Annotated in this window: 16 protein-coding genes, 1 pseudogene and 2 CRISPR repeat arrays; of the genes and pseudogenes, 4 read left to right on the forward strand and 13 right to left on the reverse strand. The window is 69.0% G+C overall.

From position 1 onward, the window contains the following. Positions 1-63 precede the first annotated feature (63 nt). Together STRVI_RS44070 and STRVI_RS44075 are read left to right on the forward strand one after the other, a co-directional pair. Complete coding sequence (locus STRVI_RS44070) at positions 64-3,444, forward strand: tetratricopeptide repeat protein (protein WP_014043530.1); 3,381 nt, start codon at positions 64-66, stop codon at positions 3,442-3,444. Positions 3,445-3,757: 313 nt separating this feature from the next. Beyond that, positions 3,758-4,090, forward strand: coding sequence for a hypothetical protein (locus STRVI_RS44075; RefSeq protein ID WP_251983040.1), 333 nt, complete (start codon positions 3,758-3,760; stop codon positions 4,088-4,090). On the opposite strand, the gene STRVI_RS55395 is transcribed toward STRVI_RS44075, so the two are convergent. Both STRVI_RS55395 and STRVI_RS44080 read right to left on the reverse strand, forming a co-directional pair. Next, positions 4,083-4,295 carry a hypothetical protein gene (locus tag STRVI_RS55395; RefSeq protein ID WP_251983041.1) on the reverse strand — a complete coding sequence of 71 codons (213 nt, stop codon included), beginning with the start codon at positions 4,293-4,295 and terminating at the stop codon, positions 4,083-4,085. The two genes, STRVI_RS44075 and STRVI_RS55395, sit on opposite strands and share 8 nt — an antisense overlap. An 8-nt stretch (positions 4,296-4,303) precedes the next feature. Next, positions 4,304-4,816, reverse strand: a complete 513-nt coding sequence (locus STRVI_RS44080; RefSeq protein WP_251983042.1) for a hypothetical protein — start codon at positions 4,814-4,816, stop codon at positions 4,304-4,306. Between the two features lie 377 nt (positions 4,817-5,193). On the opposite strand from STRVI_RS44080, the gene STRVI_RS52325 reads away from it, so the two are divergent. After that, positions 5,194-6,426: a hypothetical protein gene (locus STRVI_RS52325; RefSeq protein WP_014043532.1), complete on the forward strand. Its 1,233-nt coding sequence runs from the start codon at positions 5,194-5,196 to the stop codon at positions 6,424-6,426. A gap of 1,059 nt (positions 6,427-7,485) precedes the next feature. Here the strand turns inward: STRVI_RS52325 and STRVI_RS55400 are convergent. From STRVI_RS55400 to STRVI_RS44100, 4 genes are all read right to left on the reverse strand, one after another. Next, the gene (locus STRVI_RS55400) at positions 7,486-7,668 is read right to left on the reverse strand and encodes a hypothetical protein (protein WP_251983043.1); all 183 of its coding nucleotides are present in this window, start codon (positions 7,666-7,668) and stop codon (positions 7,486-7,488) included. A gap of 491 nt (positions 7,669-8,159) precedes the next feature. After that, a complete protein-coding gene (locus tag STRVI_RS55405; RefSeq protein ID WP_353477095.1) occupies positions 8,160-8,465 on the reverse strand; it encodes a helix-turn-helix domain-containing protein in 306 nt (101 codons plus the stop codon). Between the two features lie 314 nt (positions 8,466-8,779). After that, the gene (locus tag STRVI_RS44095; protein WP_014043533.1) at positions 8,780-8,983 is read right to left on the reverse strand and encodes a hypothetical protein; all 204 of its coding nucleotides are present in this window, start codon (positions 8,981-8,983) and stop codon (positions 8,780-8,782) included. Positions 8,984-9,284: 301 nt separating this feature from the next. Beyond that, positions 9,285-9,557: direct repeats of the CRISPR family, unit length 29 nt; unit sequence CGGCTCACCTCCGCTCGCGCGGAGAGCAC. A gap of 121 nt (positions 9,558-9,678) precedes the next feature. After that, positions 9,679-11,292, reverse strand: coding sequence for an ISL3 family transposase (locus tag STRVI_RS44100; protein WP_014043534.1), 1,614 nt, complete (start codon positions 11,290-11,292; stop codon positions 9,679-9,681). A gap of 77 nt (positions 11,293-11,369) precedes the next feature. Between STRVI_RS44100 and STRVI_RS51925 the strand changes: the two genes are divergently transcribed. Then, on the forward strand, positions 11,370-11,537 hold the full coding sequence (locus STRVI_RS51925) for a hypothetical protein (protein WP_215490792.1): 168 nt from the start codon (positions 11,370-11,372) through the stop codon (positions 11,535-11,537). Positions 11,538-11,624: 87 nt separating this feature from the next. Next, a CRISPR array of direct repeats spans positions 11,625-12,020; the repeat unit is 29 nt; unit sequence CGGCTCACCTCCGCTCGCGCGGAGAGCAC. An 18-nt stretch (positions 12,021-12,038) separates the two neighbouring features. On the opposite strand, the gene cas2e is transcribed toward STRVI_RS51925, so the two are convergent. The 7 genes and pseudogenes from cas2e to casA all read right to left on the reverse strand — a co-directional run bounded on the left by cas2e (position 12,039) and on the right by casA (position 18,437). Continuing rightward, positions 12,039-12,371 carry a type I-E CRISPR-associated endoribonuclease Cas2e gene (gene cas2e, locus STRVI_RS49640; RefSeq protein ID WP_078505979.1) on the reverse strand — a complete coding sequence of 111 codons (333 nt, stop codon included), beginning with the start codon at positions 12,369-12,371 and terminating at the stop codon, positions 12,039-12,041. 16 nt (positions 12,372-12,387) lie between these two features. Then, a pseudogene (cas1e, locus tag STRVI_RS49645) lies at positions 12,388-13,308 on the reverse strand (type I-E CRISPR-associated endonuclease Cas1e). After that, positions 13,305-13,949 (reverse strand): type I-E CRISPR-associated protein Cas6/Cse3/CasE, encoded by a 645-nt coding sequence (gene cas6e / locus STRVI_RS44110; RefSeq protein WP_014043535.1) that lies wholly within the window; start codon positions 13,947-13,949, stop codon positions 13,305-13,307. Before cas6e ends, cas1e begins: the two are co-directional and overlap by 4 nt. Then, positions 13,946-14,809: a type I-E CRISPR-associated protein Cas5/CasD gene (gene cas5e / locus STRVI_RS44115; RefSeq protein WP_014043536.1), complete on the reverse strand. Its 864-nt coding sequence runs from the start codon at positions 14,807-14,809 to the stop codon at positions 13,946-13,948. The genes cas6e and cas5e overlap by 4 nt, the downstream gene beginning before the upstream one ends. Further along, complete coding sequence (gene cas7e / locus STRVI_RS44120; protein WP_014043537.1) at positions 14,806-15,981, reverse strand: type I-E CRISPR-associated protein Cas7/Cse4/CasC; 1,176 nt, start codon at positions 15,979-15,981, stop codon at positions 14,806-14,808. The genes cas5e and cas7e overlap by 4 nt, the downstream gene beginning before the upstream one ends. A gap of 156 nt (positions 15,982-16,137) precedes the next feature. After that, positions 16,138-16,830, reverse strand: coding sequence for a type I-E CRISPR-associated protein Cse2/CasB (casB, locus tag STRVI_RS44125; protein WP_014043538.1), 693 nt, complete (start codon positions 16,828-16,830; stop codon positions 16,138-16,140). Continuing rightward, on the reverse strand, positions 16,827-18,437 hold the full coding sequence (gene casA / locus STRVI_RS44130) for a type I-E CRISPR-associated protein Cse1/CasA (protein WP_014043539.1): 1,611 nt from the start codon (positions 18,435-18,437) through the stop codon (positions 16,827-16,829). The genes casB and casA overlap by 4 nt, the downstream gene beginning before the upstream one ends. Between the last annotated feature and the right edge of the window lie 92 nt (positions 18,438-18,529).

Genomic DNA, 18,529 nt, shown 5'->3' on the forward strand with positions numbered 1-18,529 from the left:
GTAGGCCGCAGGGTCGGGTAGGGACAGCAGAACAACTGGGGGCACGGGGTGGATCGGGAACGTGTGGTCGCCGTAGACGGCGACCGTCCTGGGTCGGGATACGCGATCGCGGGTCGCCTGGTGCTGACCAGCGCCCACGTCTCCCCCGAACCCGGGGGCACGGTGAGGGTGTTCCGGCCCGGCCGGGAAGAGACCTGGTGCGGCACGGTGGTATGGCGGGGCACCCCGGGCGGACGTGACGACGCTGCCCTGGTCAGCATGGATCCGGCCTGGGCCGGGCCGCGGCAGCCGGTCCGTTGGGGGCGTACGGTGACCCACCGACCGGGCACGCCGTGTGAGACCTGGGGGGCTGCGAACCTGGTGCAGCGGCCGGGACGAGCGGTGGACACCGTGCAGCTTTCGGGCACGCTGAACCCCGGTGACCGGTTCGTCGGCAACCGGTACGTGATGAGCCTGGCCCAGCATCCACCCGCCCCTACGGGCGAGGGTGACTCGCCGTGGGGCGGGATGTCGGGGGCGGCACTGTTCTGCGGAGATCTGCTGGCCGGGGTCATCGCCTCCGACCCCGCCGGACGCGCCCACGCCCACCTCGAAGCAGTCCCCGCCTACGTCCTGACCCACGACCCCGGCTTCCACGCCGCACTGACTGACCACGCGCCCGAAGCCAACGCGACGCTCGAACCGGTCGAGTGGCAGCACCTCGCCGAACCCGCAGCACGCACCCGCCTGATGAACTCCCCCGCCACCCTGCTCCAGGCCCGCCGGCAGATCGTCCCCTTCCGCGGGCGCACCACACTCCTCACCGACCTCGACACCTGGGCACAGGAAGACGGCTTCGGCGCCAAGCTGCTGCACGGGCCCGGCGGCCAAGGCAAAACCCGGCTGGCCCAGCACCTCGCCGACACCCTCACCACGCGAGGTTGGACGGCCCTGTGGCTTCGCGCAGACGCCCCCGCGGACACGCTGGCCGACCTGTCGGCCGCAGCTGTCCCGCTCCTGGTCATCGTCGACTACGCCGAGACCCGCAGCCCACAGCTGACAGCGCTCCTGGAAGCAGCCGCCCAGCACGTCGGTGACAGCGCGTTCAAGGTGCTGCTGCTGGCCCGCACTGCCGGTGACTGGTGGAACGATCTGCACGCCGCCACCGCCACCGCCGAAGACCTCCTCGACGGCACCAAAACCATCCCCCTCCCGGCTCTCGAACCCGAACCCGACGACTCCCGCACCCAGGCCTACCATCAGGCCGTTCACAGCTACGCCGCCCACCTGCCGCATGTCCGAGGCTGGCAGCACCACGACTGGCCCACCCTGGCCGCCCCCCTCACTACCGGCACTCCCGACGGTCTGAACCGCCCCGGTTTGGACACCGCCCTGACGCTCCATATGACCGCCCTCGCCGACCTTCTCGACACCACTACCACCACCGCGGCCACCGCAGACGCCCCCACTGTCGAGGACCGGCTACTGGTCCACGAACGCCGCTACTGGACCACCACCGCCACCGCCCACCACCTCCACCCGCGCCTCACCACCGCCACCCTCACCGATGCCCTCGCCGCCGCACACCTCCTCGGAGCCGACACCCACGACCAGGCCGACACCCTCCTGCGGCACGTCCCCGCCCTCGCCGACCAGACCACCGACCGCATCCACGCCGTACGCCGCTGGATCGCCGCCCTCTACCCTGCACCCACCCCCGCCCAGCCCTGGGGCACCCTCCAACCCGACCGCCTCACCGAACACTTCACCGGCCGCCATCTCCTCCACAACCCCACCCTCGCTCACCACCTTGCCCCCACCGCCACCGAACCCCAGGCCGCCCGCCTCCTCACCCTCTACAGCCGCGCCGCCGCCCACCCCGCCCTCTGCCAGCTCGGCCCCCACCTCACCACCCTCTGCACCGACCACGCCCCCACCCTCGCCGCACCTGCCCTCGACGTCGCCACCCAGACCGAAACGCCCCAACCCCTCATCGACGCCCTCAACCACATCACTGACAACCCCACCACCCCACCAGCCCACCTCCAATACCTCGCTGAACGACTGCCCCACACCAGCTACAACCTTGCTCCCTACGCCGCCCACCTCACCCAACACCTCACCGAACACCACCGAACCCACGCCCACCGCGATCCCACCCACTTGCCGGACTTCGCCTCGAGCTTGAACGACCTCTCTAACCGGCTGGGCGATCTGGGTCGGTGGGAGGAGGCACTGAAGGCGATCGAAGAGGCGGTGGAGATCCGGCGCGGGCTGGCCCGGGACCGGCCCGACGCCTTCCGACCGGAACTCGCCATGAGCTTGAACAACCTTGCTGTCCGGCTGGGCAAACTGGGCCGGTGGGAGGAGGCACTGAAGGCGATCGAAGAGGCGGTGCAGGTGTACCGCGGGCTGGCCCGGGACCGGCCCGACGCCTTCCGACCGGAACTCGCCATGAGCTTGAACAACCTTGCTGTCCGGCTGGGCAAACTGGGCCGACAGGAGGAGGCACTGAAGGCGATCGAAGAGGCGGTGCAGGTGTACCGCGGGCTGGCCCGGGACCGGCCCGACGCCTTCCGACCGGAACTCGCCATGAGCTTGAACAACCTTGCTGTCCGGCTGGGCAAACTGGGCCGACAGGAGGAGGCACTGAAGGCGATCGAAGAGGCGGTGCAGGTGTACCGCGGGCTGGCCCGGGACCGGCCCGACGCCTTCCGACCGGAACTCGCCATGAGCTTGAACAACCTTGCTGTCCGGCTGGGCGATCTGGGCCGACAGGAGGAGGCACTGAAGGCGATCGAAGAGGCGGTGGAGATCCGGCGCGGGCTGGCCCGGGACCGGCCCGACGCCTTCCGACCGGACCTCGCCTCGAGCTCGAACAACCTTGCTGTCCAGCTGGGCAAACTGGGCCGACAGGAGGAGGCACTGAAGGCGATCGAAGAGGCGGTGCAGGTGTACCGCGGGCTGGCCCGGGACCGGCCCGACGCCTTCCGACCGGACCTCGCCATGAGCTTGAACAACCTTGCTGTCCGGCTGGGCAAACTGGGCCGACAGGAGGAGGCACTGAAGGCGATCGAAGAGGCGGTGCAGGTGTACCGCGGGCTGGCCCGGGACCGGCCCGACGCCTTCCGACCGGACCTCGCCATGAGCTCGAACAACCTTGCTGTCCGGCTGGGCAAACTGGGCCGACAGGAGGAGGCACTGAAGGCGATCGAAGAGGCGGTGGAGATCCGGCGCGGGCTGGCCCGGGACCGGCCCGACGCCTTCCGACCGGACCTCGCCTCGAGCTTGAACAACCTTGCTGTCCGGCTGGCCGAACTGGATCGGCGGGAAGAGGCTCTGAAGGCCATCGAGGAAGCGGTGGAGATCCGGCGCAAGCTCGCCCGAGACCGGCCCAAGATCCACCAATCTGAACTTGAGCATTCGCTAAAGGTATTGGATTGGTTGGAGGAATCTACCGGTTGAGCCGATGCGGCCGAGACTAACGATAGGGAGTGCTGAGGGCGGCCGTCTCCGTCACGGCGGCCGGGCAGCGGGCGTTCGTCGAAGTGTGCGGACGCTGAAGAGTACGTGTCCTATCCACCAGAACAGGCCCTGCAGGCGTCTCCGCGCTCGAGGTCGAACGCCCCGTACGCCTCCGTAGGCTGCCGCCTACGGGCTGCGACCCGTCACCCCTGCCGACTGGCCGGAAGCACCAGCCCTCGACCCCCGCCCAGACCCGCAGGACCTCAGCGGCGACGACATCGACGACGGCTGGAGCGAGCAGACGCTCTTCCAGGTGATCGTCTCGCTGATGCCCGGGGCCCGCGCGGTGCTGCGCTGGATCACCGACCTGGGCGGCACCACCTCGTTCGACGAAGTCCAGCAGTACTTCGTGTCCCATCCGACCACCCCGATCGCCCCAGGGAAACTCGGCGGGACTCTGACCAGTATCAAGGCCGTACAGCGCCGCATCGGCCCGACCGGCTCATCCCGGCTGCTCCAGCGGAACGAGCGGGCACGGCTCTACCACATCGATCGGCCCCTAATAGAAGGGCTCAGGCGGGCTTTCGCGATCGCCGATGCCCGCCCCGACCTGCTGCGCGGTGAGCCCACCGCACCTGTCACCTGACGCGGCCGCGCCACCGGTAGAAGAAGGTCTCGCCGGGCCCCGCTCCGAGCTGGATCGGCACGCCTGCCAGCAGGGTGCCGACGTCGATCGCTTGCCCGGGCCGCAGCACGGTGAAGCCCTGCCGCGTGTAGTACGCCTCGAGGTCACGCCCGGTATCGAACTCGCCGAACAACAGCATGTAGTCCAGCTGCCAATACACCTGCACGCACCGCTTCAGCAGCGCGGCCCCGATCCCGCGCCCGCGGACATCTCCCGCACCGCGACCGCTTTGATCTTCGCGTACTTCAGCATCGACAGCAGCGCGTACTGATCGTGGCCCGGCAGTTGGGCGACCGTGGAGATGACCGTGCCGGACGGAACGGCCAGCAGCGCTCCCACGACCCGTCCATCCCTGTCTTGGGCTACGAGCGGCAGGGACAGGGATGCTGCCGCTGGCTGCAGGCTGCCGGCCGATGCCGCTCGTACAAGCGGTTCGGTCAGGCCGACGCCCGAAAGTCCGTCCATCAGCCACGTCCCGCACTGCCCGTTGGCGAGCGCTTGGAGATGGCCGATTTCCAGGTCATCAGCGGCTGCTTCTAGCAGCGCGGCAACCCCGTCGGCCTCCTCCGGCGCCGCATAGCGGATCCGCACACTGCCCGGCCCGGGTAAGCCCTCGAGCACCTTCTGCTTCGTCAGACGCACCAGCCCGGTGGATGAGCCCGCTCGCTTCTTCGTCTTCTTCGCCATCCCTGAGAGCTACCCGCCGCCAGACCAGACAGCACCCGAGCTTGCGGCGCTGCCCGGCGCTGGGCCGTCGGTGTCGATGCCATCGGAGACGCTGTTTCTCAGGCCCGCTCGGCGGTCCGCACGTCGACCTATTCACTGAGAACCGATGTGTTCCGCGCTCCTCATCCCCCGGAACAGGCCCGATCGTTATCTGGGGTTGTCAAGCTGATGCCGCAGGTCAGACCGCAACGGAGGCTTAAGGCATGTACTCGCGGCGGAAGATGAAGGTGCTCCAAGGGCTCCAAGGCGACCGGTGTGGGAGCACCGATCTGAGGTGGTCGAGTTGAAGAGGGAGGGGTAGAGCTCTTACTGACCACGGCTGTCATACGGGGGGACTCATGGAAGCGGCTAACCTGGCATCGATCGCCATGCAGATGATCAGCGGCCTGGCAACCAGCGCGGGCACCAGTGTGGGAACGGCAGCCGGCGAGGAGGTATCCCGACTGGTCAGAGACCGGCTCCGCGGATCCCAAGAAGGCCGTGCGGCACTGACCCAGCTCGATCAGGAGCCTGGATCACCTGAAGCGGAAAGCCAGGTGCGGACGATCCTGACGAGGGCTCTCGCCGACGATCCAGACTTTGCGACACGACTGGAAACCGCTGCGACGCAGAACACACTCCACGCGGGCAGAGACATGACCGTACAGACGGTCAGCGTCAGCAGCAGCACCGTGAAGGGCACCATCAACATCGGTCCATTGACGATCACGAAGTCACGTGGCGCATACCTTGCTCTTGGCGCTGCCGTCATCGCGCTGGCCTTATTACTTGCCTTGGGTACATATGGCGCGGTGCAAGTGATCAGCATCAACAACTCACCATCCACGCCTTCCCCCGACCCGACCACTACTCCAGCCACACCTTCCACCGGCTCGACCACCACTCCGCAGGCCGGAAGCGGGCCCAAACTAGAGCCGATCACGACCAGGAACGCCGCGAAGGCGGTCATGCCGGACCAGTCCGTCCTGCCTGCTGGTTGGTCGGCAGCCGGCGAACCCGATGTGGTTACGGCAAGTGAGGCAAAGTATCCGGTTGATCCGGACGACCCGCCGCTCGAAGGCGGGATAGAACTCACAGGGCCTGACTACGGCATCACCCTGCAAATGGACTTCTTCGAGACCGCGGCCTCGGCCTCGAACAGATTCAACCGCTACGACATCATCGCGGGATGGGAAATCGATCAGCACAGCGAGTCCCTAGCCATGCCGAAGATCGGTGACGACAGCATGGCCTTCATCGACTACACCCCCTCCGACCACGTGGCGGGGATGGTCGCTGCGGCCCGGATCGGCACCATCACGTGCCAAGTGGCGGCGACCGACACTGTCCACCCCGCCGATCACGCCGACGAGGTCTTCGCCTTCACCCGGATGTGTATCCAGCGCGCCAAACAGGGCCAGCAGAGGAGGACGCCGGAGGCGTCATGGAAACCGGCTCCATCACACGGCCACCGGCTTCCGTGTCTCGGCGCGGGGGCGGGGAAGGGCAGTCGACTCGTCGCCGGTGTGGTGGCGGACCCACACCGACAATGTCTCGAAGGTGCCGACTCCCTGGCGCTGATGCGGCGGTAAATGTTTCGGCCGAAACATTTGGACTGCTGTTCGAGTGTCGCGCCGCGTCCTTCGTCGGGCTGGACGCGACGGGCCACGAGGAGGGCTCGGGCCCAGCCGCCCTTGCGGTCGTGGGTGGCGAACTCTTCGACGTCAGCGGCAATCTGCTCTTCACCGTCGTCGGTGGCGTTCAGGTAGGCGCACGCCTCGATGTGCAGCTCGAACGACTCGCTGACGACGACCCAATACGTGGAGTCATCGGCGGAGATGGCACGTTTGGCTCGGAAGTGTCGGTGCAGAACAGTAGAGACGGCCGACGTGCCTTAAACCCCGGGATATCGTTCAGGCAAGTACAAGATCACTCTACTTGCCTCACATGCCTGAAGGACTTCAGGGACCCAAGATAACGGCAGGCGTCTCCTTTCGTTGGGGTCGTAGGGGGCTCCGCAGGCGCAGCGGGGCCAGCCCAGGCAGGTGGGGCATTGGGTGTGGGGGTCGGCGACGGGGCGGCCGCAGGTGCCGCCGCGTCCCTCGCATTCGCGGTGTGGAGGCCGGTAGACGACCGCTTGGGCCGGGGTACGGTCCGCGGCCCTGGACGGGGCCTGCCTCTGTTCTTCCCCGGACTGATCGTTGTCAGCGTTGTGGGGGCTGGATCCGCGGCCGGGCAGGAGCCATCCACCGCGGCAGACGCTGCACGGCTGGTCGTCGTCGGCCGGCCGCTCAGGCGGAGCGGGGTGCCATCCGTCTTCACACCGGCCGGCACACGGCGTGGGGGCCAGCAGCCACACCGCGACGTCATCGGGCCGGTATCCGTCCTCTCCGTCGTCGGCTTCGCGCTCGAGGGGCCGGTTGGCCCAGGTGGTCCACCAGCGGCGCTCGATCCGCGCGGTGAGCCGGGCGGCGGGCTGGCGGAGCAGTTCGTCACGAATGGTCTGCAGGACCGCCGGCGGCACGCCGCCCGCAGGCACGGAGCAGCTTGTCCGGAAGCGCGGTCAGGACGGCACGGACTGGGTCAGCGGCGGAGGCTGTGCGCTGGCAGGCATCGCACTGGTCCCAGGCGCGGGGATAGTAGGTGCGCGGTCAGCGGCGGTGTTTGTCCTTGCGCTGTCCGGCCTCGACGCGGGTGATGGTCTCGGCGGAAGCCGGGCGGGGAGGGAGCGGGGCGGAACAGGTGCGGCAGCGGCCCTGGCAGGCGCGGCAGATGCCGCTTTCCTCGTCGGTGGCCGCCTGGCACATGGGCACTCGCGTCGGCAGACCCCGCACAGGTGGTCCTCCGGATGCGGTTGGGAAAGCCACCGGTGCTCGCCCTGGCAGCGCACACATTTGCGGGTGTCGGTGTCCTCGAGGTGCGTAGCGAGAATGGGCTGGCCAGGGCACTGGTCGCACCGGCCTCTTCGCCTTGGCCGTCGCGCTCAGCTTCGGTGCGCTCCGGTGCAGCTTGCTGCCGTACGCAGCAGGGTGTCGGGGAAAACGTCCAGGCGGCCGGGGTCCGCGCCGACCGCCACCGCGCCGTGGCCGGCGAGCTCGGGCGGCCACGGCGAGGACGTCCTCCCACTGGGCGAGGAGCTGGCGGCAGGGCGACCGTGCACATCGGATTGCCCCGCATGCCGAGCACGGTCTTGGGGGCCACCGGTTGCAGGGGCGAAGTGAGGCCGCCAACGCCCGATCAAGGCTGCCCACCTGAGCCGGTGAGACGCTTCGCGGCAGCGGCCACTTTCCTGCCGAAGGGCGTGGGCCGCATCTTGCGACCCTGTTCAGCACGCTTCGATCAGGGGCCGGCCCAGGTCCCTTTCAAGCCGGTTGATTTGGGTTGTCAGTGTCGGTTGGTGAATAACGAGGGCTCGGGCAGCTTCGGTGACGGTGGGGTAGGGCAGGGCGGCAGCGAAGCGTTCGAGTCGCTGCCGGGCATTTGGGCTGTTCAGGGCGTCGCGCGCAGGATGGCGGGGGCATCTGCGGCCTGCTCGGAGGTGCGGAGGGCGGTGTGGTGGCTGGGCTCCGCCGCGTGGCCGGAGGGGGATGTTGTGGGTATGGGCCCAGCGGCCCATATTTGCGGTGCTCATGCGGGTTTCGCGGGCGAGGTCCGGCAGAGTTCGGCGGCGGTGGACGTACTGCTCGATGAGCCAGTCCCGTTCGACGGGCCCGCGGCGCTTGTAGTCCTGTGGGCCCTCGCGGAGCGGGACGCATCGCCTCGTTCCGTCGTCACCGCAGGTCAACCCAGAGGCCGCGCATAGGCAGCGGGGCCAGTCCAGAAAGGTAGGGCACTGGGCGAAGAGGGGCGGCGGGGCGGCCGCAGGCGCCCCACACCGTCTTCACCCAGGGCTCATGCAATACCACAAACATCCATCGCTTGTCCGGACATCCTGGCGGAGGCTGGTCACCAAACGACGGTGGTGAGTCGGGGCGCGGGGCCGAACCGGTCTTTGGCGATGTGGACGTCGATGGTGTCGGTGTCGTAGACCATCTCGGCGGCCAGGCCGAGATGGTCGAGTGCCAGGGGCTCGTTGCTATCGGCCGGCGGGGTGATGCGTGCCATGACCACCACGGTGGGCTTGTGGTAGGCGGCGTTCACCGCGAGCATCTTCAGCCCCGTCCGGTGTCAGCCGCCTGGTCGGCCGGCTGTATGTGGTCGTCCATCGGACCGTCGGCGTACCTCGGCTCGGGCAGGACCGGGGTCATCAGGTGGAAGTGGTCGATGTCCACCAGGCCTACCGGGGTCGGGCAGGTGGGCGAAGGAGGCGACGTCCTGTTCGACGGTTTCGGGAGTCAGTATCGGCCGCCGCCGGATGGTGAGGTTGGGTACCGGGTTGCGGGCCGGAAGACCGGGGCGAACAGCAGGGTGCGTCCGTGCGCGGCGGCGTGCAGCGCCAGGTCGTAGCCGGCGGCTCACCTCCGCTCGCGCGGAGAGCACTACCGCGCCGTCACCGGGGCCACCCCGAACTGCGGCTCACCTCCGCTCGCGCGGAGAGCACCACATCGCGCTCGCGCCCCGCACGAGCAGCACCGGCTCACCTCCGCTCGCGCGGAGAGCACTTGTTCGCAGCACGGACGGCTTTGTTGAGTTCCGGCTCACCTCCGCTCGCGCGGAGAGCACTCCGCAGGTCGGCCCCGTGGTCAACGGTCAGACGGCTCACCTCCGCTCGCGCAGAGAGCACAACCACCTCAGCGCGGTTGCCCAGCCACCCGGCGGTGTCGGCGGCGGGTGAATCGTGGTTCTGGATCACTTTTCGTGCAGCGCTGACGGACGGTCACGGACCCGACTCGGCCGTGGGACGGTCACGCGGCCAGCAGGACGCGCTTGCGTAGCAGCGCCAGGCCGGCCCGGCCGAACATCTGCCGCTTCAGCATCTTGATCCGGTTCACCTGCCCCTCGACCGCCCCCGAGCTGAACGGCAACGTCAGCCCCGCCTCCACCGCCCGCAGATCACACCCGATCCCGTTCACGAACGACACCAGCTCGGGCAGCTTGCCGGCCTTCACGCTGTCGACCCAGGCCGCGAGCTTGTGACCGGTTCGCGCGTTCATCATCTCGGCGAAGGTCCGGACGTGCTCGGCGGTGGCATCGAGTTCCGGACAGCGGGCGAGGATGTCCTTGAGGTGTAACGTCTCGTCTTGGGTAAGGCTGTCGGGGTGGCGGGTGATCCAGCCGGTGACGTCCCGGACCGACGGTGGTCGGTGGGCCCGGTCGGCGGGCTTGGCTCCGGCGCGCAGGGGCTGGAGGTAGTCGCGGACCACCGAGTAGCCGCCGCGGAATCCCGCAGCCTTGATCTCTTCGAAGAGCTTCTTGGCGCTGGTGCAGCCCTCCTGCCAGCGCTGATGGAGGTAGGGCTTGTAGTCGTCGAGGATGCTCGCGCGCCCCTGCCACTTGCCCGCGCTGAGTTCCTCGGCGGTGGCGGCGCGGGCGAACTTGCGCACGGTATTGCGGGCCAGGCCGAGCTCGCGGCTGATCTCGCGCAGGGTGAGCCCCTTGTCGATCAAGGCGTGTATCTCCTGGTGCCGGTCGCGGGTGCGGTCGGCGCACCGGTGGGCGGCGCGTTCCGCCTTCGCGGCCCCGCTGATCTTCTCCAGTTCGGCGGCCGGGGCGGTGGACATCGCAGGGCTGGGCGGCGGCTCCGGTGTGCGCAGGCGGGTGGAGTGCCTGGTCACGCATCGGTCCACGGCTTCGGTGAGGTTGTGGAACAGGTGCCATCTGTCTGCGACTTGCACGGCGTCCGGCGCGCCGAGGCGGGCGCCTTCGGCGTAGCCGCTGGCGCGGTCGCGACAGATGATCTCGACGCCGGGGTGCTCGGACAGCCAGCGGGCCAGGGTCGCCGACTCCCGGTCCGGTAGCAGATCGATCGGGCGGCGGGTCTCGACGTCGATCAGCACGGTGCCGTAGATGTGGCCTTTGCGCAGGGCGAAGTCGTCGACGCCGAGCACGCGCGGCGTCACGGACGACGGGTCCGGCAGGGCGTGGATCAGCCGCAGCAGGGTGGAGCGGCTGACGGCCGCGCTGAGCACGGCGGCCAGCCGGGCGCCACCTCGTCCAGCCAGCATGAGTGCGACCATCTGCAAAACCGTGTGCAGCCGCTGACTTCGCCGCCCGTGCCGGAAGGTGAGCCCGTCGATCTGCTCGACGAACGTCGTCCGCGGGCACGAAGCCACCGGGCAGCGAAAGCGCCGGACCAGCAGGTGCACGACCACTGGCCGACCGCCCACCGCTGCGTCGGCCAGGCGGCGCTGGTAGCAGCTGTGGACTCGCCGGGACCTCGTCCCGCAGGCCGGGCAGGTGGCCTCGCCCGCGCATGCGCGGGCGGTCACGCTGACCGCGTCTTCGCTGAGTTCGACCTTGTCGACCTGCAGGCCGTCCAGGTCGGCGAACAGGACGTCCCCTATCTCCACATCGCTCACGGGGCTTGATCATCAGACCCACAGAGTCGGCAGCGCCGGGAAGGACCGGAAGTGATCACAAGAAGCTGGTGTCGTTCGTGAACGGGATCGGGTGTGATCTGCGGGCGGTGGAGGCGGGGCTGACGTTGCCGTTCAGCTCGGGGGCGGTCGAGGGGCAGGTGAACCGGATCAAGATGCTGAAGCGGCAGATGTTCGGCCGGGCCGGCCTGGCGCTGCTACGCAAGCGCGTCCTGCTGGCCGCGTGACCGTCCCACGGCCGAGTCGGGTCCGTGACCGTCCGTCAGCGCTGCACGAAAAGTGATCCAGAACCGAGTTCGACCGACGCCGAGAGGCGGCTCACCTCCGCTCGCGCGGAGAGCACCGACAGAAGATCGCCGACACCGCCCTGCGGCTCTGGCTCACCTCCGCTCGCGCAGAGAGCACACGAAAACAGCACCCGCCTGGGCGGTGGTGACCGGCTCACCTCCGCTCGCGCGGAGAGCACCTGTCCCATCCGCACATCGTCACCGTGCACGACGGCTCACCTCCGCTCGCGCGGAGAGCACCGGGACCAGGTCCGCTGGGCGAGGTCCCCGGCCGGCTCACCTCCGCTCGCGCGGAGAGCACTCGGGGGTCCACCGCTGGACGCCCTTGCCAGCCGGCTCACCTCCGCTCGCGCGGAGAGCACCATCAGCAAGATCCTGGAGACGCCCGACGGGGCGGCTCACCTCCGCTCGCGCGGAGAGCACCCTTCGCGACCTGCACCGTTAGAACCGATTTGCCATTCCTTGACTGTTGCTTAGCGGATCTGGTTGGAGAGATCCGAAGGCGACGAGAGTCAGTCCCTCGAAGTCGATCGGCCGTCGTCGTTGTTGACCTGCGGTTCGTAGCTCGAACCCCTGCTCGTTGTCGGCGGGATAGACGAGTACGGCTACGCCGTCTGCGGTGCAGGCTGTGACCGTACTCCACAGCTCATCACGTACACGGGCCGAGACAGTACCGACATAGAGCTGGGGTGTGACCTCCAGCAGCCACCGGGTCAGCGCCCCGCGTAGATGATCGGGGACCGCCGAGGCTGCAATTGTGATCATGGATGCCATGGGAGCTCTCGTGTGGTCATGGAGCGTCCGCTGCGTAGTTGATGCCGCCAGGAATCGGACCGGAGACCGGGTCCCACAGGTCAACGAGTTGTTCTTCTGGTTCATGGACATCAGCGGCGCGCTGGGGGGCGAGAATGCGCTGGATGTCGGCCGCGATACGAGGCATGAGTTTGAACAGGCGTAGCCCGTCGCGGAAGCTGCGGCGGGCCTGTTGCTCTGGGTTGTCGCTGTTGTGGAGGCTGAAGGCCAAGGGGATGGTGAGGTCTGCTTTGTACAAGTCGGCGATGTCGTAGACGAATGCCTGCTGGTTGCCGCTGTGGCGATGCCGTAGAGGCAGGTGTTGGCCGCGGAGAGGGCGAGGTTGACCGGGTCCTGGGTTTCCCATTGCTCGGGATCGTAGGTTCTGCGGAAGCGCCCAATGCAGTGTTGCCGGGCGAGGAGGCGGTACAGCGCTTTCATACGCTGCCCTTCAAGGCCGCGCAGCTGCTCGAGTGTCGGGGCGTGAGGGGCGGTGTCGGCCCCGAATCGCTGTTCGTACATTTGAACGGCGACGGCGAGGCGTTGCTCGTCGTCGGCCCAGGCACGGGCTTGGTGCTCAAGCCAGCGGGTGGTGAGGGAACTGGGGGTGGTGGCCGTGTAGCAGCGCACTCCACCGGCTCCGGTACTGCCATGGCGGGCCAGGGTGGTCAGAGCCCGGGCCGTGATGGATGTGCCTGGGCCGAGCATCAGGCAGGACAGGGCTGCGGTGGGCAGGTAGACGAGTTCGGTGCCGCGTTCTTCGGTGGTGATAGTGGCGCACACCCCGGTGGACGCGCACGATGTCCAGGTAGAGAAAGGACAGGCTGTCGCCGATACGAGGCAGCATGGCGACCGTCGGTGCGGCGAGCCGTCGTCGAGCTCCGGTGTCGTTTTTCGGTGTGCGGCGGGGGGCGGTCATGCGGGTGCCAGGGTGAGCAGGCCACAGCCGTAGGCTTTGCCGCGGCCGATTCCCTCCATGAGACGCCGTTGGAGCAGGCCAGGGTCGGTGATGGTGGCGGTGCCGTCGAAGCAGGTGCGGGCGTGGCGGATGTGGTGCTTTCCCTGGGCGTGTTCGCCGCGGGCGGCGTCGAGAGGGGTGCTGTGGACAGTATGGATGGTGAGACCGCTTTGGCGGGCTTGCCGGATCCACCAGTCGTCTGCGGCGGCGCCGGTCAGGGGGACGATGGGTTTGAGGTTGTAGAGGGAGCGGGTGGTTTTGCCGGGTTTGCGGACGGCGCTGGCGGCGATGCGGTAGCGCACTGGGCGCCCGGCCCGGAGGCCGTCAAGCAGTGGGGTGAGGGGTTTGGTGGCGATGGTCCCGTAACCGACGGGTAGGGCGGTGGTGTCAGGCTGGGCCTGGCTCTGGATCAGGAGGTGAGGTCCCTGGGGGCCGTCTTCGATGCGGAACAGGACACCGAGTGCGGCGCGAGCTTGTTCGGCTGCGGTGTCGGGGAAGAGCTGCATGACGCGGTGGTGCATGCCCACCGCACTGGCCAGGTCACGGCGGGCTTGGCGGCTGCGGAGGTCAGGGATGATGCGGGTGAGCCACAGCTCGGTCATGCGTCCGCCTCCTGGTCCAGGTCGTCGCGGTAAGCGTTGAGGTACGTGTGGATCTGGGTCAGATAGGCAGCGCCCAGGCCGCCGCGCTGGGTGGCGGGCAGATGGAGGGTGCGCCGGTAGACAGCACGAGCCCGATACGTGCGCTGGTGCGGGCCGAAGTCGAGGGGGTGGTCGTTGAGTTCGCCGGTGGGGGTCGCCCCGTCGTGCGGCCCGGCGGCTTCCGGTGCGCCCGGCAGAGTGTCCAGGGGCTGGTCGCTGATGAAGTCGATCGCCGCGGTCTCCTCCACCGCGGCGTCGTCGTGGCGGGAGGACGATGCCGTGGCCAGGGGCAGGCGGACCAGGTGGTGCAGCGGATTCCGGAAGAGTCCGTCGCCGATGAGCAGGGGCCCGTGGGGTGGGCAGGAACGGCGCCCGAGATAGAGGGGCCAGGCAGGTTCCTTGAGCGCTGCGGCGCACTGCTGCAGGAGTTGGTGGTCGTCGCTGGTGATGGCGGCGGTGAAGGCGGCATCTGCCAGGTAGTAGCGGTGGGAGAGCAGGGTGGCTGCCGAGGAGGGGCGTTTCTTGCCTTCGGCAGTGGTGACGGTCCGCTTCGCGGGCAGGCCGCCGCCGACGGTGTGCAGGTCGCGCAGCAGAACACCGCGGCGGTCCGACCGGATGGTCAGCGACATGCTGGCCAGGTCCTCGATGGTTTCGCCGCGGCGGCGGCCCAGGGCGCAGGCCAGGAGGCCGGTGATGCCGGACTTGGTGGGGAACGGCGCGGTGTCGCGCTGGTTGAAGCGGCTGTGCTCGCCCCAGGACTGCAGTGGCCCGGCCAGATGCAGCAGCAGCCCCAGGAACGGCTTCGCCGACGGCGCCGTCATGCCTCCGCCTCGGCAGGAACGGCGGGGGTGAGGGCGGTGTCGATGCTGAGGTGGATCAGTTCGGGGAAGGAGCTGTGGCGCTCGCCGAGCCCGGTGAGGTCTTTGTCCTCGAGGCTGGCCCAGCCGGAGGAGAGAAGGCCGCGCTCGCCGAGGAGCTGGTGCGCGGCCTCGGCGTAGGCGGCGAGCTGCTGGCGGGAGGCTGTGGCGTAGCCGCCGTGGCGGTCTGCGGTGACCGGTTCCTCGAACGCGGCTGCGAAGGAGACGGGCCGGTCGCTGCGGACGCCGATGTGCACCAGGTCGGGGATGGTGTGCGGGGCGGTGGAGTTCTTCTTCGCCTGCGGCAGGGAGAGCACGAAGGCCTCGGCGAAAGCCGAGGTCAGCTCCCGCGCCGCGGTGATGTCGCCGTCGAGGTTGCGCAGCAGGTCATCGAGGTCGACGGTGGCGTACCGGTAGAAGACGCCGGCGCTGTGTTCGGTGCTGCCCATGTGGGCGCTGCCCGCGGTGTCCTTCCAGCCGGCGGTGATGTCGTCGACGGCGGAGAAGTAGTCGACTTCCACGTCGGTGGCGTGGGTGGTCATCGCGTGGGCGACCTGGACGGCGCCGTCGACACCGGCGCCGTCGACCTCCGCGAGCATCCGGCCGAGAAGGTTGATGACCCCGTTGCGGGACCGCAGCACCGCATCGATATCGCCCTTGGGTAGAACGCTCTTGCCGCCCTTCTTCATATCCGGCGCCGCCTCGAGAACCTCGCGGTGCTGGACGGCCAGGTCCGCCAGCTCGGTGACCGCGGTACCTGGCACGTACACCATCGCGTTGGTCGACCACGCCGGCACATCATCGTCCGGCGGGTCGGCCTTGATGCTGCTGCCGGCCGCGATGTGCTGCCCGGCCCGCCGCGCCAGATCCTCCGGCCAGCCGCATCGCTCCCGCAGGTCCTTCGCGACGGCTTCCCCGATCCGGCGAGTCCGCAGCGCCTTCTGTCCCAGCGTCCGCTCGAAGTACAGGCGCGTCGCCCGCTTCCAGCACTGGCTGCTGACCCTCGTGCGCTCCACGTTCCCGTACTGGACGGTCTTGACTGAGTTGGTGTCGTCCCGGTTGAGGTTGGCGTACGGCACGCTCTGCAGCACGTGCAGATCGACGAAACGTCCCGGAGCATGAACCACTCGCTGCATGAAAACTTCTCCCCTTAGTTGAAAAACAGCAGATCAAACCGGTGCCCGATAGGATCGGGCCAGCCCGGACATCGCGATGGAACAGCCCCCTCGGCCACAACTACGGCCGGGCTCGGCCAGGTTCGGGTGCGATGCCAGGGGCCCGGTGGGGCAGGGTCAGCCAGCCGCTGCCGCGGGCCGGTCGGCGTCTGTGGCATCAGCCTGCTCGGCGGCGTCCTTGGCGGCCGCGATCTCGGCCTGCCGTCTGGCGCGGTAGAAGTCCTGCAGCCACCGCCGCCCTGTACGCCCCCGCTGGTCACGCCAGCCCCGCAAGTCCACCACCAGCTGCGCCCAGTCCGGCTGGGTCTTCTTGTCGCACAGCTGCCGCACCGCCGCCGGCAGATGACGGTGAATCCCGGCCACGCTCTGCCGAGTCAGCAGATTCAGCCGCATCTCCGCGCTGCTCTCCCGCAGCCCGTCCCGCGGCCGGGCGACCGCTGCCGCGAAGGCCACGCCCAGGCTTTCCCCGAACCGCGACCCCGGCGACTTCCCCGCCTTCTCTGCCCGTCCTGTCTGGTTGGGCGCTTCGGTGTCGCGGCGGGCGGCGATCAGCGCGGCCACCGCGTAGTAGGCCCGCTGCGTGTCCTCATCCAGCGACGGCAGCCACACCGCCACATACCGGTGCATCCGCCGGGCCTCATCCGGATGTTTCCCCACACCGGTCCGCAACGCGGCCCGCGCACCGCGGTCCTGCGCACACAACTGGAGCATCGCGGCCACGAACTCCCTGGCGTGCGCCAGCCGGCCCGTTACCTGTGCCTGGTCCGGCCCTTTCCCGGTCTGCTGTGCGGGGATCGTTCCCTCGCTCATCGCGCCGTCCCTCCCCCGCCGCCTGCGGCGGCGGCCGTTTTCTTCGCTGGCTTCGGTCGGCCCCCATACAGCTCCACCCGGGCCTCCTCACGCGCCCGAGCCCCCCGAGCCGTACCCGCCGCCCCGTAGGTGACCTGCTCATACACCTGCTCAGCGATCCGTCTGAACCCGCGCGCCGCCCCGTCGAAGTCCCGCTCGCGCACCCGACGCCAGAACTCCTCCTCCGCCCGCGGCCAGAACCTGGCCGCCGCCTCCTGCGACCAGCCGCACTCGACCGCCTTGGACGCATCGGTGAACAGCGCCCACGCTTTTCGCGTCGCAGTGGCCAGGCGGAACCCGGCTGTCTCTCCCCACACCCGCAGCCGCCCCACCTCCCGCGCGGCTGGCACATCCTCCTGCTTCAACAGCCCCACCAGCGGCGGCGTGCACGCCGCAACGAACTGGATGTCCTTGGCCTGCCCGTCCTGCTCGAACCCCACCGCCCGCACCCGCAGTTCCTCACACGCCTCCACCGCGGTGCGGAACACCTTCGGCCGCCGCGGCCGTGCCGCCCCCGGCGGATCCTCCAGCAACAGCGCGTCCACGTCCCGCCACAGCGCCCGGCCCGCATCCGCAAGCCGCGGGTACCGATTGCCCTCCTTGCTGGTCTGCCAGATCAGGAAGTCATCGTCCCGCGGCATCTTCTCCAGGAACGCCCAGGAGATATACGCATCCCGCACCGTCTGACCGCCGGGTTCGGGCACCAGCAGCAGCGCGTGCTGTGACCGCGCCGTCAGCCCCGAACACGGCCCGCGCACCATATCCGGAGCCTGAACCGGGTCCGGCAGCTCCTCCCACTCCCACGGACACAGGTCCGCCTCCGGCCGCACGTCCGGATCCGGCTCGGCCACCCCGGCCAGCAGCGTCTCGAACAGCGTCCGGCCCTCCGGGTGGTAGGACAGGGCACTCCGCAGCGGTCCGGCGGTCACATTCGCCGCCTTCACCGACCCGACCGTCCTCGACGAACAGCGCCCCGACGGACCCCAATACCGCCACACCAGCAGATGCAGCACCGCCTCCGCCGCGGCCGGAGCCTGCGGGGCCGCATCCCGGGTGTGCTGGAACCAGGCGTGATTGTTCCCTGACGGACGCGTCGTGATCAGCTTGTTCACCCCGGCGGCCTTCTCGCACTGCTGCGCCAGCCGCGGGTCCTGGAGGAACGGCCACACCGGATCGAACAGACGGAACCGGTCGGTGTAACGGCTCAGGTAGGCCCATAGCCGATCCGGGTTGAGCCGACCGTCGTCCAGGACGTCGTACCGGCGGTCACTCCAGTCATCGCCTGGCCGGTCCAGGCCCGTGACCCGGGCGGTGAGCGCGTACAGCACCCGGTATAAACCCGCCAGCGCCGGCGGCACCGTCACCGCCAGAGCATCGATCTCGTGCGCCCGCTCCAGCAACTCACGCAACCCCACCGCAGCAGGCAGTTCCTCCCCGCCCTCAGCCGCCGCTTCCCCTGCGTCCGCGGCCGTTCCTCCGGCGTCCGCGAGGGTCTCTGCCGACCAGCGCACCGGTATCCACCGCTGCTCTAACAGGTCGTAGCCCTCATCGGGTGGTGTCCGCTCCATGTCGCCTCCCCAGGCGTGTGAGTGGGTAGCCTTCGATGTGACAGGAGACCCCGCTGGCGCGGGGGTGAGCCGCGAGAGGTGGGCAAAGGCTC

Origin of the sequence: Streptomyces violaceusniger Tu 4113 (assembly GCF_000147815.2) — a bacterium.
GTDB lineage: Bacteria > Actinomycetota > Actinomycetes > Streptomycetales > Streptomycetaceae > Streptomyces > Streptomyces violaceusniger_A.

Excerpts from the sequence above, each read along its gene's own strand:
- STRVI_RS44080 (WP_251983042.1), bottom strand. The coding sequence starts at position 4,816 with ATGGCGAAGAAGACGAAGAAGCGAGCGGGCTCATCCACCGGGCTGGTG.
- STRVI_RS44095 (WP_014043533.1), bottom strand. The coding sequence starts at position 8,983 with ATGCTCGCGGTGAACGCCGCCTACCACAAGCCCACCGTGGTGGTCATG.
- cas6e (WP_014043535.1), bottom strand. The coding sequence starts at position 13,949 with ATGACCGAGCTGTGGCTCACCCGCATCATCCCTGACCTCCGCAGCCGC.
- cas2e (WP_078505979.1), bottom strand. The coding sequence starts at position 12,371 with ATGGCATCCATGATCACAATTGCAGCCTCGGCGGTCCCCGATCATCTA.
- casA (WP_014043539.1), bottom strand. The coding sequence starts at position 18,437 with ATGGAGCGGACACCACCCGATGAGGGCTACGACCTGTTAGAGCAGCGG.
- casB (WP_014043538.1), bottom strand. The coding sequence starts at position 16,830 with ATGAGCGAGGGAACGATCCCCGCACAGCAGACCGGGAAAGGGCCGGAC.
- cas7e (WP_014043537.1), bottom strand. The coding sequence starts at position 15,981 with ATGCAGCGAGTGGTTCATGCTCCGGGACGTTTCGTCGATCTGCACGTG.
- STRVI_RS52325 (WP_014043532.1), top strand. The coding sequence starts at position 5,194 with ATGGAAGCGGCTAACCTGGCATCGATCGCCATGCAGATGATCAGCGGC.
- cas5e (WP_014043536.1), bottom strand. The coding sequence starts at position 14,809 with ATGACGGCGCCGTCGGCGAAGCCGTTCCTGGGGCTGCTGCTGCATCTG.
- STRVI_RS55405 (WP_353477095.1), bottom strand. The coding sequence starts at position 8,465 with ATGAGCACCGCAAATATGGGCCGCTGGGCCCATACCCACAACATCCCC.